Source organism: Pseudoteredinibacter isoporae, from assembly GCF_040372805.1.
GTDB lineage: Bacteria > Pseudomonadota > Gammaproteobacteria > Pseudomonadales > Cellvibrionaceae > Pseudoteredinibacter > Pseudoteredinibacter isoporae_A.
Genome location: NZ_BAABWJ010000004.1, coordinates 274,287 through 289,225, shown reverse-complemented (window position 1 = coordinate 289,225; position 14,939 = coordinate 274,287). Strand labels below are relative to the sequence as shown.

Below are 14,939 nucleotides of genomic sequence, written 5' to 3'. Positions count from 1 at the left end.
GGATAAGGACAGAGTAACTATGACCTCCGTTTTGCAATGCGTGGATTTATGCAAGTCTTACGACGAAGGCCCTGAGCCGGTGCATGTCCTTGAAAACATCCATTTCAGTTTGCAGACGGCTGAGCGTGTGGCCATCGTTGGTGCTTCCGGTTCCGGCAAGTCAACCTTGCTGAACCTTTTGGGTGGCTTGGATCAACCAAGCCGTGGGGAAGTACGATTAAGCGACCAGGCATTCTCAAGTTTGAGCCCCAATGCTCGTGGACAAATGCGCAATCGTCATATGGGGTTTGTGTATCAGTTTCACCATTTGTTGCCCGAATTCAGTGCGCTGGAAAACGTTGCCATGCCGCTCATGATTTCCGGCCAAAGTCTGTCAAAGGCAAAAGGGCCTGCCGCGGATATGCTGGACAAAGTGGGTTTGTCCGAACGAATGACTCACCGGCCGAGTGCTTTATCTGGTGGGGAACGGCAGCGTGTCGCTATTGCTCGGGCTTTAGTCAATCGACCTGAGTGTGTGTTAATGGATGAGCCAACGGGCAATCTCGATGCTGAAACGGCCGCGGAAATTGAATCCCTCATGGAACATCTCAATAAGCAGTTGGGCATCAGTTTTGTGCTGGTTACTCACGATCAAGCGTTGGCAAGCCGGATGGATCGAGTATTGAAACTGGAGCGGCGCCAACTGCAACGGGTTGAGACTTTATGATTCGACATTACGCGCCGCTGATAGGCCTGCGCTACGGTGGCAGTCGACGTCGAGGTGCGGGCTCACTCTCCGGGTCGATTTTAGTCAGTTTTATTTCTCGCCTCTCCATGGCTGCCATGATTTTAGGTGTTGCGGTTTTGATTGTGGTGCTGTCCCTCATGAATGGGTTTGAGGCTGAATTACGTCAGCGAATTTTAGGTCTGGTGCCTCAAGTATCAGTGTATCAGCGCGGTGGTATTGAAGATTGGCAAGCACTTGCGGAGCAGTTAAAGGACAAACCTGAAGTGAAGGCGATTGCCCCGTTTGTGGAAATGCAAGGCTTGGCTAACCGTAAAGGCCAAACACAGCCGATTGTTGTGTACGGAATTGAGCCTGAACAGGAATTAACGGTGTCGGTGATTGGGGATTTTATTGCGCCCGAGCGTTTGGCGGAATTATCTCAGCCGGCAGATTCGCCCAAAGTGTTGATCGGTTCTGCACTGGCCGAAAAATTGAAGCTGGAAAAAGGGCAGAGTTTTCGCTTGGTGATTCCGGCGGAGCGACGTGGTCGCGGCGCAAAGATTAAAGTGTTGCGAGTATTGGATACCGTGCATACCGGGACAGAATTGGATCAACATTTGATCCTGGCCGGTTTGCGACAAGCCGCCGCGTTGTCAGCAACACCTGAGCGCGTAACCGGTCTGCGCCTATCGCTGAGTGATTTGGATCTGGCGCCTCAGGTGCGTTTGTTTTTAAGCCAAGAGCTGGGTTATAGCTATTATGTTTCCGACTGGACCCACACCAAGGGGAATCTTTATCACGGTGTGAAAATGTCGAAACGTCTGGTGGGTTTGATTCTGATGTTGATCATTGCCATTGCCGCGTTCAACGTGGTGTCGACTCTGGTAATGGTGGTAATTGAAAAGCAGGGCAGTATTGCCATCTTGAGAACCATGGGGGCGAGCACAGCCGGAATCATGACGATTTTTGTGATTCAGGGGGCGTTGATTGGTTTGGTCGGGGCTGGGTTCGGGGCCTTGCTGGGTTCGGGGCTGGCAGTTGTGTTGCCGGATATGGTTGCCGGCCTGGAGACACTGCTGGGCTTTCAGTTTCTGCAGTCGGATGTGTATCCGATCAGCTACGTTCCCTCGGATTTACGCCTGGAGGATGTGCTGGTGATCAGCCTAAGCGCATTGTCGATGAGTTTGCTGGCGTCCCTCTATCCAGCTTGGCGTGCGGCGAATATCGGTCCTGCCAAAGTTCTGCGCTACGAATAGCATTTCGGGTTTTGCTCTATCTACCTTTCTATTGATGGCCGGTCGGATCAGGGCTTTTTAGCCTGACGTCTGGCGAGCTTTCGCTTTTCCCAATTGCTGACCACATGCCAGCGCCAAAAGCCCTGTATAAACAGATAGCCCAGGCAGCCAAACAGAACGGCGCAGAATAGTGAGCCCGTCAGCAGGGGTATCCAGAGTTTCGGAAACTCTTCACAAACCCAGGCCCAAGAGAGCTCAATACTGAACTCCAGCTCAGGTGCCTGCAGCATCCAGACACCGAGTCGGTAACAGGCGTAGAAAATGGGGGGGATCGTGATGGGGTTACTGATCCATACCAGGCCAACGGAAATTGGGAGGTTGCTGCGAAGGAAGAATGCCATGAGTGCGGCCATCACCATTTGTCCGGGAAGGGGCACAAAGGTGCAAAACAAGCCCACAAAAAAGGCCACCGACACGGAGTGACGATTCAGATGGAATAGGTTGGGGTCATCCAACAGGGAACCAAGTAAATGGAGACCGGGTTGCCGCTTGATCTTATCTGGATCGGGAATCCATCGCTTTAACAACTTCTTTGGCATTCGGTCTGGCGGCCCTGTACATGGCTTATAGAGAGAAGCCGGAATTATGCCTTTTAATTGTTACAACCACTAGAGTCTGTTGACACTTAGTCTCCTCTGGAAAGCTGATTTGGCTTTTTGCAGGGGTATTTTTATAGCGTTGAGTCATATTGTCGACAAAAGTATAGCGGGGGTGGCCTTGACAGGGGGTATCTTGGCCAATAAACTACTTTTTCATTAAAGATTGTCAACAATCTTTATGTTTCAGGGCAAAGCAAAGCTGTATGCTTTCATCAGGAAGCTGCTTTTCTGGCACATTTGTCCAATAGTTGATCAATTGACGGGGTCGCCCTTGGAATCCATTCCGCTTCGCACCATCGCTGACAAGGTCTTTCAAGATCTGGTGACCGCTATTGTTGAAGGCAGCATTCCCGCCGGCAGTAAAATCTCTGAGCCTGAACTGGCAAAATCCCATGGTATCTCCCGAGGACCTCTGCGCGAGGCTATCGCTCGTTTAGAAGCCTGTGGCTTGCTGATACGAAAGCCCAATGTGGGTGCGCGGGTTGTGACTTTGTCTGCCCAGGACATGATTGAAATTTCAGAAGTCCGTGAGCCTCTGGAAGGAATGGCGTGTCGTCTGGCTGCGGAACACCGCAGTGATGAGGACCTGGCTGAGCTCCGACGCTTACTGGATCAGCACATGAGTATGGACGCCCTGCAGAAAGGGCAGTCCTACTATCAGAAAGAAGGGGATCTGGATTTCCACTATAAGATCGTACAGTGCTGCAAAAATCAGAAGTTGATCGGTCTGCTGTGTGATGATCTTTACCACCTTGTGCGCATGTACCGTTATCAATACGGCATGTCCAGCCCCAGGGCACATCGTGCCTTTCGTGAACATACCCAGATTATCGATGCCATCGAAGATCGTGATGGTGAACTGGCTGAGTTTTTAATGCGTCGGCACATTCGTGCCTCGCGCAACAATATTCAAGCACGCCTGCTGCAAGAAGCAGAGGCGCAAGCAAATACTTAACTGGAGGATACTATGAGCGAACGCCTCTCACCGGGTGCGAAATTTCGCAAAGCCCTAATTGACAATAAGCCACTGCAGGTTGTGGGTACGATTAATGCCTATACTGCGATGATGGCTCAACAAAATGGCCACCAGGCTATCTACCTTTCGGGTGGTGGTGTCGCGAACGCCTCTTACGGTCTGCCGGATTTAGGCATGACTTCCCTGAACGATGTGCTGGTTGATGTTTCCCGTATTACCTCAGCTTGTGATTTGCCTCTCCTGGTTGATATTGATACCGGCTGGGGTGGCGCGTTCAACATCGCCAAAACCATTCGTGATATGGAAAAAGCCGGTGCGGCTGCCGTACACATTGAGGATCAGGTCGCACAAAAGCGTTGTGGTCATCGCCCAAATAAAGAAATTGTATCTACCGAGGAAATGGTTGATCGCATTAAAGCGGCTGTTGATGCGCGCACCGATCCGGATTTCTTTATCATGGCTCGCACCGATTCCTTTGCGCAAGAAGGTCTGGAAAAAGCCATCGAACGTGCTAAAGCCTATGTAGCCGCCGGAGCTGACGGTATTTTCGCCGAAGCGGTGAAAACCGAAGAGCATTACCGTGCTTTTTCTGACGCTTTGGATGTACCTATTCTGGCGAACATGACCGAATTTGGTCAGACCGAACTGTGGAGTCGCGAACAGCTGGGCGAGTGGGGCGCTGGTATTATCTTGTACCCTCTGTCGGCATTCCGAGCGATGAACAAGGCTGCTGAGGCGGTTTACCGGGCTCTGTTGGAAGATGGCCATCAGCGCAATGTAATCGACACCATGCAAACTCGCATGGAGTTGTACGATTATCTCGGTTATCACGATTATGAGCAGAAGTTGGATGCTCTTTTTGCGGAAGGCAAAAATAAATAAGCAACATCCATCAATTGATACAAGATGAAGGCCATTTGTCATATTTGGCCTTTAGTTTAGACACGACAGCAAGCGAATTAAAAAACCAAAGTCTGGGAGAAATAAAATGGCTAAAGTACTCAGTGGTGCAGGCCTGCGAGGCCAGGTGGCCGGTAAAACCGCATTGTCTACCGTAGGCAAATCCGGTTCTGGCTTAACTTACCGTGGTTATGATGTAAAAGATCTGGCTGAAAAATGTGAGTTCGAAGAGGTTGCTCACCTGATCTTGAAAGGCAATCTGCCCAACCAGGCTGAACTGGATGCCTACAAAACCAAATTAAAAAGCCTGCGCGGTTTGCCAGCGCCCTTGAAAACCGTGTTGGAAAATATCCCTAAAGACGCCCATCCGATGGATGTTATGCGTACGGGTGTTTCTATGCTGGGTAATCTGGAAACCGAAATGAGTTTTGACGAGCAGGGTGATCAGGCCGATCGTATTCTGGCAACCCTGAGCTCCATGATTTGTTACTGGTATCGCTTCAGCCACGATGGCGTCAAAATTGAAACCGAAACAGATGACGACACTATTGGGGCTCACTTCCTGCATATGTTACGCGGTGAAAAACCCAATGAGTTGCATGAGCGTGTAATGAATGTCTCCTTGATTCTGTACGCAGAGCATGAGTTTAATGCTTCTACATTTACCGCTCGTGTTTGTGCGTCGACTCTGTCCGATATGCACAGTTGTGTAACGGGTGCGATTGGTTCACTCCGTGGTCCCCTGCATGGTGGTGCCAACGAAGCGGCGATGGAAATGATCGAGAACTGGAGTTCTGCGGATGAAGCCGAACGTGAAATGATGGGCATGCTGGAACGCAAAGAAAAGATCATGGGCTTTGGTCATGCAATCTATTCCGAGTCTGATCCACGTAACGCCATTATTAAAGAATGGTCTGAGAAATTGGCCAATGAGGTGGGCGACACGGTTCTGTATCCGGTTTCCGTACGTTGTGAGGAAGTGATGTGGCGCGAGAAGAAGTTGTTCTGTAATGCCGACTTCTTCCATGCGTCTGCGTATCACTTTATGGACATTCCAACCAAATTGTTTACTCCGATTTTTGTGGTATCCCGGGTAACGGGTTGGGCTGCCCACGTTATGGAACAACGTGCAGATAACCGTATTATTCGCCCGTCGGCAGAATACACCGGTGAAGAGCTGCGCCCTGTGCCATCAATCACTGAGCGTTAATGGTTTGAGGTTTTACCCAATGGCCGCTGGCTTCTTGCGGTCGTTGGGCTTTGTTGCAACGGCTCGTCGACTTTGATGTTCTGCGTCAAGATGGCGAGGATGAGTGCAACTGTCTCGAAGTCAATCTAGAAAAAATTCTGTTACAGGTGTTATATGAACACTGAATTCCGTAAACCTTTACCGGGCAGCGATATCGATTTTTTTGATACTCGTGCGGCGGTTGAGGCGATTAAGCCTGGTGCCTACGATAAATTAAATTACACCTCCAAGGTGTTGGCTGAGCAATTGGTTCGCCGTTGCGAGCCCGAAACATTGAATGACTGTTTGACGCAAATTATTGAACATCGTCGTGATCTGGATTTTCCTTGGTATCCGGCTCGAGTCGTATGCCACGATATTCTCGGTCAGACGGCGTTGGTCGATCTTGCCGGCTTGCGCGATGCAATTGCTGAGCAGGGTGGTGATCCTTCCAAAGTGAACCCGGTAGTTCCTACTCAATTGATTGTGGATCACTCTTTGGCGGTAGAGGCGCCGGGTTTTGACCCAGACGCTTTTGAAAAGAACCGGGCGATTGAAGATCGTCGTAATGAAGACCGTTTTCACTTCATCGAGTGGACCAAAACCGCATTTAAAAATGTGGATGTGATTCCGGCCGGTAACGGCATCATGCACCAGATCAATCTGGAAAAAATGTCACCGGTTATTCAAAACCGTGACGGTGTAGCGTATCCCGATACCTGTGTAGGTACGGATTCTCACACCCCTCATGTGGATGCATTGGGTGTGATCGCCATCGGTGTGGGGGGGTTGGAAGCAGAAACGGTTATGTTGGGTCGCCCCTCCATGATGCGCCTTCCGGACATTGTGGGTGTGAAGCTGACGGGCCAGCGCAAGCCCGGTATCACGGCGACTGATATTGTATTGGCGATTACTGAATTCCTGCGTCAGGAGCGCGTCGTTTCGGCTTATTTGGAATTCTTCGGCGACGGTGCAGCGGGCTTAACTATTGGTGATCGTGCGACCATTTCCAATATGACTCCGGAGTACGGTGCCTCAGCTGGTATGTTCTATATCGATGAGCAAACCATTGATTATCTGAAGCTGACCGGGCGTGAACCCGAACAGGTGGCGCTGGTAGAAAATTACGCCAAGCAAACCGGTTTGTGGGCCGATCATATGGTCGAGGCTGAGTACGAGCGCGTACTTGAGTTTGATCTTTCCAGTGTGGGTCGCAATATGGCGGGACCCTCGAACCCCCATCGTCGTTTGCCCACATCAGCGTTGGCTGAGCGTGGTATTGCGGTGGACTTGGACAAGGCCAAAGCAGAGGAAGCCGAGGGCAAAATGCCGGATGGCGCTGTAATTATTGCCGCGATCACCAGTTGTACTAATACCTCCAACCCTCGTAACGTGGTTGCGGCGGGTTTGTTAGCACGCAAAGCGAATGAACTCGGATTGATTCGTAAGCCCTGGGTGAAGTCCTCCTTTGCTCCCGGTTCGAAAGTGGCGAAGCTGTACTTGGAAGAAGCGGGTTTGTTGCCAGAGTTGGAAAAGTTGGGCTTTGGTATTGTGGCCTATGCCTGTACGACCTGTAATGGTATGTCGGGTGCACTTGATCCAGCGATTCAGCAGGAAGTGATTGATCGCGACTTGTATTCTACGGCGGTGCTTTCTGGAAACCGTAACTTTGACGGCCGAATTCACCCTTACGCCAAACAAGCGTTCTTGGCATCCCCACCTTTGGTGGTGGCCTACGCGATTGCCGGAACCGTGCGTTTTGATATTGAGCAAGATGTTCTGGGGCAGGATGCAAATGGAAACGATATCTGTTTGAAGGACATCTGGCCGTCCGATGAAGAAATCGATGCGATCGTGAACAAACACGTAAAACCTGAACAATTCCAGCAGGTTTATATCCCGATGTTTGATCTGGGTGCTGTGGAAGAAGCCGAGTCTCCTCTGTACGACTGGCGTCCGCAAAGCACTTATATCCGCCGACCTCCCTATTGGGAAGGAGCGCTGGCGGGGGAACGTACCTTAACAGGTATGCGTCCTTTGGCGGTGCTTGGTGACAATATCACGACGGATCATTTGTCGCCTTCAAACGCCATTTTGGCCAGCAGTGCGGCGGGTGAGTATCTCGCAAAGATGGGCTTACCAGAAGAGGATTTCAACTCTTATGCTACCCACCGTGGTGATCATCTGACCGCGCAACGCGCGACCTTTGCCAACCCGAAATTGTTGAACGAAATGTGTCGTGACGATAACGGTGAGGTTGTTCAGGGTTCTGTAGCGCGTGTTGAGCCTGAGGGGCAGCAAACCCGTATGTGGGAAGCCATCGAAACTTATATGGATCGCGGTCAGAATCTGATTATTGTGGCCGGCGCTGATTACGGCCAGGGTTCTTCCCGTGACTGGGCGGCGAAAGGTGTTCGCCTGGCAGGTGTTGAAGCTATTGTGGCAGAAGGCTTTGAGCGCATTCACCGTACTAACTTGGTTGGTATGGGTGTTTTGCCGCTTGAGTTTAAAGCGGGTGACACCCGTGAGACCTATGGCATTGATGGTACCGAGACTTTTGATGTGATTGGTGTTCCCGCGCCGCGTGCAGATTTAACGTTGGTGATTAATCGCAGCAGCGGTGAGCGCGTTGAAGTGCCGGTAACGTGTCGCCTGGATACCGCAGCGGAAGTGCATGTGTACGAAGCCGGTGGTGTGTTACAGCGCTTCGCAAAAGATTTTCTTGAAGGCAATGCCTAAGCCTTAGTTTGAAAATCTTATCCCGCCCGGTGTTGTATGCGCACCATTGGGCGGGAGTTTACTTGTCCTGCTTAAACGGGACCATCATATTGAATAAATGTTGATAGGATTTGAGTTATGGCTTTTGCTCCTCAGATGAAAATTCCAGCCACTTATATTCGTGGCGGCACCAGTAAAGGGGTGTTTTTTAAGCGTGACGAACTGCCAGAAGCCTGTCAGCAAGCGGGTGCCGCTCGCGATGCTATGTTATTGCGAGTCATCGGCAGTCCAGACCCTTATGCGAAACAAATTGACGGGATGGGCGGTGCGACTTCCAGTACCTCCAAAACCGTTATTCTCGATAAAAGTAGCCAGGCGGATCATGATGTGGATTATCTGTTTGGTCAGGTCGCCATCGATAAAGCGTTTGTTGATTGGAGTGGCAACTGCGGTAATTTGACCGCAGCAGTTGGTGCTTTTGCGATCAGCAAGGGCATGGTCGATGCGGAGCGCGTTCCTGAAAATGGTATTTGCACTGTGCGTATTTGGCAGGTGAATATCCAGAAGACCATTGTGGCTCACGTACCTGTTTGCAATGGCGAGGTTCAGGAAATGGGTGATTTTGAATTGGATGGCGTTACTTTTCCCGCCGCCGAAGTAGGCATTGAATTTATGGATCCTGCCGATGGTGGGGGGTCGATGTTTCCGACCGGGAATCTTGTGGATGCTCTGGAGGTTCCAGGCGTCGGGACGCTCGATGCAACCATGATCAATGCCGGTATTCCCACTATTTTTGTGAAGGCTGATGCCATTGCCTATACCGGCACAGAATTGCAGGAAGACATTAATGGTGACCGTGCGGCGTTGGAAAAATTTGAAGCCATCCGTGCCCATGGTGCTATTGCGATGGGATTGATTGAGGACGTCAGTGAAGCGGCAGCGCGTCAACATACGCCCAAAATAGCATTTGTTGCGCCCGCAACGACGTACACCTCGTCAAGTGGTAAAGAGGTTCGTGCAGAAGACATCGATCTTTGTGTGCGCGCACTGTCTATGGGCAAACTCCACCACGCCATGATGGGCACGGCGGCAGTTGCCATTGGTACTGCGGCGGCTATTCCGGGAACACTTGTGAACACGGCGGCTGGCGGGGGTGAGCGCCAAGCCGTTCGCTTTGGTCATCCCTCGGGTACCTTGCGTGTGGGTGCAGAGGCTAAGCTGATTGATGGCGAATGGACGGCAACCAAGGCGATTATGAGTCGCAGTGCTCGCGTGTTGATGGAAGGTTGGGTACGGATTCCAGCTGACACCTTTTAATCATACTCCGGAGTTGCGACGCGAGTGTCAACTCCGGTTCCGGTCGGATCCTCTTCTGGATGTTTCGTGTTTGAATCTTTACTGACATTGATTGCTGCAACGGCGCTTCTCTTGGGTTCGCCAGGTCCCGCGCCAATGGCGCTCGCGGCGGTAGGGGCGGGCTTTCCATTGCGTCAGGGTGTGGCGTTTCTCGCGGGCATTCTCTGTGGTCTGGTGTGGGTCATGTCTTTTGCCGCGTTGCTACTTAAAGGACTGCTGACAATCCATGATAAGTTCATGGTGTTTATGCAAGTGATTGCGGCACTGTATATGATCTTTCTGGCGTACAACATTGCGACCGCGTCTGGCGGTTTGAATGAATCTTCTCATACTTCGGCGCCGGGGTTTTGGCAGGGCTTCGTTTTCAATTTGATCAACCCGAAAGCCTACGCCGCTTTTGTCGCGCTGTTTTCCAGTTTTCTTTTGCCACTCGAAAACTCCCTGCATGCCTTATTGCTGACGGCGGTTTGCTGCTTTGTGGTAGCGGTCTTGGTGGACGGGGCCTGGTTGTTGGCAGGGAGATGGTTGCAAGGGATTTTTTCAAAGCCTCGACAGGGACGCTGTCTGCGAGTGTTGTTTGCCTCGTTAATGTTGACCACCTTATTGATCGCCGCAATTCAATCACATTAACGGAATTCGATCGCGCGAAGCCACCTAAGATGGCCGCGAGGATTAACCTTAAGCAATGGACGCCTGTTGGTAATGGAAGATCGCAATTAATTGAGCCAAGCAGGCATGCCATTTGGCTAATATGATATCCATCTGTTGACCGCTTAGGCGTAATGACTGGATTGCTGATTCTGTACAGCGCCGAAGTGTTCCAGACTGCGAATAGCCGCCTGCTCACCATTTTGTTGCAAGTTTTTTGTAAAGTGCTTCGCCGCTTCCTCAAGTGTTGCGATCAGTGTATCGAACGCCGCTTGCCGCTCGCCTCGATCGCCTGGCAGGGAGGAGGGGTCTTGCAGACTCCAATGCACACTGTGACCCTGTTGCAGCCAGCTTGGGCAAGCTTCCTGTGCGGCTGAGTTGCACACCGTGACCGCCAAATGGCAAGGCCATTGTTCAAAATCGTTCCAAGATTGGCTGTTCAAACCCTCCCGCGAAATCTTGTGTCGTTCCAGTGCGTCCAGCGATTCCGGGTGGACGATGCCGGCAGGCTGGCTGCCGGCGGAACGAACCACCAACGAGCTGTTGCTGAGGTTGGCTTGTTGACGAAACACAGCTTCGGCGAGAATGCTGCGACAGCGGTTGTGCGTGCAGATAAATAAAATATTCATTGTCAGGATACTGACGCTAGCCAAGAGCCTTGTCCAGCGCTGTATAAAATTGTGATAAAAAGATGAGGGCGCTTCGAGAATTACCGAGAGTGTGGATTCCACACGCTTATAAAGTGATCGTTTTTTCTGTGTGGATTCAAAGAGAATGGATGGGAAGCGGGTCTCGCGTTAAGCGCCTTGTGGTCACTCGGCGACAATCGGGCTAAAATAGCGAAGATATTTAAGGCCGATGACATCATGCCCCTGGAAAGACAAGAAGAACGCAAAACCAAGCTGGCTCCGAGGCGACAGCCGATTCAAGAGCGAGCCAAGCAGAAAACCCAGCAGATTCTCGACGCGACCGCTCGCTTGCTGGATGATGTTGGTTTTGATGATTTGACGACCATCCTGATCGCCAAAGATCTGGGGATTTCCGTAGGGGCCCTATACCATTACTTTCCGAACAAACACGCCATCCTCTATGCCTTGGGTGAGCGTTGGCTCAATCGCATGACGGAAGCTCTGGAGGCCACTGAACGCCTGGATATTGAATCCATGAGTTTGGAGAGCTTCGTGTCTTGTCAGCTGGATTTGATGTTGGATGTGTACCGCGAACAAAGGGCCATCTTGCCGCTAGCCCAGGCTTTGTGGGCCATTCCGGAATTGCGGGAATTGGATGCCCAGCACGACGATGTGGTCATCCGTCATTTTATGAACATGTATAAGCGTCAGGGCTTCACTCAATCAGATGATGAATTGGGGCGAATTGCTCGCTTACAACTCGAAACCAGTCACGCCCTTCTGTTGAGTGTGGTTGATCAGAGTGAAGAGCGGTCCGAGAAAAGTCTGCAGGACTTGAAAGCCTTGTGTTGCCATCTGCTCAATCGGCATCAGTCATAGCCGGGTTATTATCTTTCCGGCACCGATGTAACTGCCGCAGCAGCCTGAGGCTGTGGCGAGGAACGAGTTTTAGGGAGAGCCTATTATGCCAAGCGCGTTTGGCGATAAGCTGGTCATTGCCATTTCTTCACGAGCCTTATTCGATTTAAGTGATAGCCATACGGTCTTTGAGCGAGATGGTCTGGAGGCCTTTGCCGATTACCAGCGCCAGCACGAAGAAGATATTCTGGCGCCCGGGGAAGCCTTTCCACTGGTAAAAAAACTGTTGGCGCTCAATGCCGACAAAACTCGGGTAGAAGTGATCCTGCTGTCTCGCAACAGTGCTGATACCGGTCTGAGGGTGTTTAATTCCATCGAGCACTATGAACTGGGTATTACCCGGGCCGCATTTTGTGGCGGAGAGAGCCCTTATCGCTATGTGTCAGCCTTTGGTTGCCACCTGTTCTTGTCCACCCATGCGGAAGACGTGCGCCAGGCACTGGATGCCGGTGTGGCCGCAGCGACATTAATGCTGGCCGGCTCGCGTCAGGACAATGATGAGGAGCTGCGTTTCGCCTTCGATGGTGATGCGGTTCTGTTCTCGGATGAATCTGAGCGCATCTATAAACAGGAAGGTTTGGAAGCCTTCGCCGAAAACGAAAAGAGCAAAGCCAAAACCCCGCTGAGTGGCGGACCTTTCAAGAACTTTCTCAAAGCTTTACAACGCCTTCAGGCGGATTTCCCCGATGGTGACTGCCCGCTGAGAACTGCATTGGTAACGGCCCGTTCTGCACCGGCCCATGAACGGGTGATTCGAACCCTGCGTCAGTGGGGTATTCGCCTGGACGAATCCCTCTTTCTGGGAGGGTTGGATAAAGGTGAGTTCCTGCGCTCCTATGGCGCGGACGTGTTTTTTGACGATCAGCAAAGTCACTGTCGTTCGGCCAGCCAGCACGTGGCGACGGGGCATGTGCCTCACGGTGTTGCCAACGAGCCCAAAGGCTAGGTAGCGTGCATCGCCCAAACCAGGGGACTGAAGGCTAAGAGTTACCTAGGATCATAAGAAGGCGAATTTCACACCCAATAGCATCAGCAGCGAAGCCAGGGCGGGCTGAAGGATGCTATTCGGCAGCTGAGCAGAGACTTTACTGCCGAAATGAATTGCTGGCAGGGAACCCGCGAGCAAACATGCCAGCAAGACAAAATCCACATTACCCAAGAAGAACAGGTGGCCCAGGCCCGCAATTAGGGTCAGAGGGACGGCATGGGCGATATCCGTACCCACCACCTCAGTCGCTTTGAGTTTCGGATAAAGCACCAGGAGCAGAGCCGCACAAAAGGCGCCAGCACCTACGGAAGACAGAGTAACCAGAACACCCAGAATCACACCACTGAATACGGTAATCAGGCGACCGTGACGATGAACCTTACCCATAAAGCCGTCGTCGTTCTGGCTGGCCAGCTGGATGCGCTTTTTAAAGAGAATGACCGCTGAGGTCACAATCAGCATCAAGCCGAGGCTGTGGGTGAGCAGGCCTTGATAGTCGGTGGCTCCCTGAAAGAAGGTTTGCAGCAGTAATGCTGTCACCAGTGAGGCTGGGATACTGCCGGCAGCCAGAGCGTAAACCAAAGACCAACGGATGTTACCGAGCTTGTGATGGCTGCGCACGCCACTGGCTTTAGTGACAGCGGCAAACAGCAGGTCGGTTCCGATTGCGACATTATAAGGAATGCCAAACAGGATCAGCAGAGGCGTCATGAGTGAGCCGCCGCCAACACCGGTTACCCCGACGGCAAAGCCGACGCCAGCACCAGCAAATATGTATGTTAAGGCATCCATATAAACAATAAGTAGGAGGTTGGTGAATTTTTATATCTAAAAATGCAATTAGTGCTGGCAAATATACGGATTAGACTCTATTCTGGAAAAGAATATTTACTTATATTTTTATAAGTAAATACATGGAGGGAAGCTTGGCGTACAAAGCTTCATTTCCGGGCGCCACTGGCGCTCCTGGTCTTGCCATGACCTTTACACTGGGGAGAATGCTATGAAACTGCAGCAGTTGCGTTATATCTGGGAAGTTGCTCATCACGACCTTAACGTATCAGCCACCGCCCAGAGCCTCTATACATCGCAACCCGGGATCAGTAAGCAAATTCGTCTTTTGGAAGATGAATTGGGCGTGGAAGTGTTTTCCCGCAGTGGTAAGCATCTGACTCGGATTACCCCAGCTGGCGAAGCCATCCTCAATACCGCCGGTGAAATTCTCCGCAAAGTCGAGAGCATTAAGCAGGTCGCTCAGGAGTTCAGTGATGAGCGCAAGGGCAGTTTGTCCATTGCGACCACCCATACTCAGGCTCGTTATGCTTTACCGAAGGTGATCGGCGAGTTTATCCAGGAATACCCGGATGTCTCCTTGCATATGCATCAAGGTACGCCGATGCAGATTTCTGAAATGGCGGCCGACGGAACCGTTGACTTCGCCATTGCTACCGAAGCCATGGAGCTGTTCAGCGATTTGGTGATGATGCCTTGTTATCGTTGGAATCGCTCGATCGTGGTACCGAAAGACCACCCACTTTGTCAGGTTTCCAAACTCACCTTGGAAGATGTTGCTCATCATCCGATTGTGACCTACGTGTTTGGTTTCACAGGGCGTTCCAAGTTGGATGAGGCTTTTGTCGAGCGCGGTTTGGCTCCGAAAGTGGTCTTTACTGCCGCGGATGCCGATGTGATTAAAAGCTACGTTCGTCTAGGCTTGGGTATCGGAATTATTGCGCATATGGCCTACGACGAAACTCTGGATAGCGATTTGGTTGCCCTGGATGCCAGCCACCTGTTCCAGTCGAGTACCACTAAAATCGGTGTGCGTCGCGGCACTTTCTTGCGTGGTTTCATGTACGAGTTTATCCAGAAGTTCGCCCCCCATTTGGATCGCGATCTGGTGGCTGATGCGATTTCGCGCAGCAGTAAAGCGGAAGTGGACGAGCTTTTCTCTTCTATTGAAATGCCGGTTTATTGA

The 14,939-nt window shown here is 51.4% G+C and carries 14 protein-coding genes; 11 read left to right on the top strand and 3 right to left on the bottom strand.

What is annotated here, in order from left to right; translation table 11 throughout:
- Positions 1 to 19: 19 nt before the first annotated feature.
- Together lolD and ABWW03_RS10950 are read left to right on the top strand one after the other, a co-directional pair.
- Positions 20 to 706 carry a lipoprotein-releasing ABC transporter ATP-binding protein LolD gene (lolD, locus tag ABWW03_RS10955; protein WP_353408302.1) on the top strand — a complete coding sequence of 229 codons (687 nt, stop codon included), beginning with the start codon at positions 20 to 22 and terminating at the stop codon, positions 704 to 706.
- Positions 703 to 1,962, top strand: coding sequence for a lipoprotein-releasing ABC transporter permease subunit (locus ABWW03_RS10950; RefSeq protein WP_353408300.1), 1,260 nt, complete (start codon positions 703 to 705; stop codon positions 1,960 to 1,962). The genes lolD and ABWW03_RS10950 overlap by 4 nt, the downstream gene beginning before the upstream one ends.
- A 47-nt stretch (positions 1,963 to 2,009) precedes the next feature.
- Here the strand turns inward: ABWW03_RS10950 and ABWW03_RS10945 are convergent, their stop codons facing one another.
- The gene (locus ABWW03_RS10945; RefSeq protein WP_353408298.1) at positions 2,010 to 2,540 is read right to left on the bottom strand and encodes a DUF2062 domain-containing protein; all 531 of its coding nucleotides are present in this window, start codon (positions 2,538 to 2,540) and stop codon (positions 2,010 to 2,012) included.
- A gap of 331 nt (positions 2,541 to 2,871) precedes the next feature.
- On the opposite strand from ABWW03_RS10945, the gene ABWW03_RS10940 reads away from it, so the two are divergent.
- From ABWW03_RS10940 to ABWW03_RS10915, 6 genes are all read left to right on the top strand, one after another.
- The gene (locus ABWW03_RS10940; protein ID WP_353408296.1) at positions 2,872 to 3,555 is read left to right on the top strand and encodes a GntR family transcriptional regulator; all 684 of its coding nucleotides are present in this window, start codon (positions 2,872 to 2,874) and stop codon (positions 3,553 to 3,555) included.
- 12 nt (positions 3,556 to 3,567) lie between these two features.
- Complete coding sequence (gene prpB, locus ABWW03_RS10935) at positions 3,568 to 4,458, top strand: methylisocitrate lyase (RefSeq protein ID WP_353408294.1); 891 nt, start codon at positions 3,568 to 3,570, stop codon at positions 4,456 to 4,458.
- A gap of 106 nt (positions 4,459 to 4,564) precedes the next feature.
- A complete protein-coding gene (gene prpC / locus ABWW03_RS10930) occupies positions 4,565 to 5,686 on the top strand; it encodes a bifunctional 2-methylcitrate synthase/citrate synthase (RefSeq protein WP_353408293.1) in 1,122 nt (373 codons plus the stop codon).
- A gap of 153 nt (positions 5,687 to 5,839) precedes the next feature.
- On the top strand, positions 5,840 to 8,443 hold the full coding sequence (gene acnD / locus ABWW03_RS10925) for a Fe/S-dependent 2-methylisocitrate dehydratase AcnD (RefSeq protein WP_353408291.1): 2,604 nt from the start codon (positions 5,840 to 5,842) through the stop codon (positions 8,441 to 8,443).
- A gap of 117 nt (positions 8,444 to 8,560) precedes the next feature.
- A complete protein-coding gene (gene prpF / locus ABWW03_RS10920; RefSeq protein ID WP_353408289.1) occupies positions 8,561 to 9,739 on the top strand; it encodes a 2-methylaconitate cis-trans isomerase PrpF in 1,179 nt (392 codons plus the stop codon).
- Positions 9,740 to 9,805: 66 nt separating this feature from the next.
- Positions 9,806 to 10,408: a LysE family translocator gene (locus tag ABWW03_RS10915; protein ID WP_353408287.1), complete on the top strand. Its 603-nt coding sequence runs from the start codon at positions 9,806 to 9,808 to the stop codon at positions 10,406 to 10,408.
- 143 nt (positions 10,409 to 10,551) lie between these two features.
- Here the strand turns inward: ABWW03_RS10915 and ABWW03_RS10910 are convergent, their stop codons facing one another.
- Positions 10,552 to 11,055, bottom strand: coding sequence for an arsenate reductase ArsC (locus tag ABWW03_RS10910; RefSeq protein ID WP_353408285.1), 504 nt, complete (start codon positions 11,053 to 11,055; stop codon positions 10,552 to 10,554).
- A 237-nt stretch (positions 11,056 to 11,292) separates the two neighbouring features.
- Here ABWW03_RS10910 and ABWW03_RS10905 point away from each other — a divergent pair, with 237 nt between their 5' ends.
- Positions 11,293 to 11,934 carry a TetR/AcrR family transcriptional regulator gene (locus tag ABWW03_RS10905; RefSeq protein WP_353408283.1) on the top strand — a complete coding sequence of 214 codons (642 nt, stop codon included), beginning with the start codon at positions 11,293 to 11,295 and terminating at the stop codon, positions 11,932 to 11,934.
- Positions 11,935 to 12,019: 85 nt separating this feature from the next.
- On the top strand, positions 12,020 to 12,919 hold the full coding sequence (locus ABWW03_RS10900; RefSeq protein ID WP_353408281.1) for a 5'-nucleotidase: 900 nt from the start codon (positions 12,020 to 12,022) through the stop codon (positions 12,917 to 12,919).
- Between the two features lie 51 nt (positions 12,920 to 12,970).
- On the opposite strand, the gene ABWW03_RS10895 is transcribed toward ABWW03_RS10900, so the two are convergent.
- Positions 12,971 to 13,753 (bottom strand): sulfite exporter TauE/SafE family protein, encoded by a 783-nt coding sequence (locus ABWW03_RS10895; protein ID WP_353408279.1) that lies wholly within the window; start codon positions 13,751 to 13,753, stop codon positions 12,971 to 12,973.
- A gap of 211 nt (positions 13,754 to 13,964) precedes the next feature.
- Here ABWW03_RS10895 and cysB point away from each other — a divergent pair, with 211 nt between their 5' ends.
- Complete coding sequence (gene cysB, locus ABWW03_RS10890; RefSeq protein WP_353408277.1) at positions 13,965 to 14,939, top strand: HTH-type transcriptional regulator CysB; 975 nt, start codon at positions 13,965 to 13,967, stop codon at positions 14,937 to 14,939.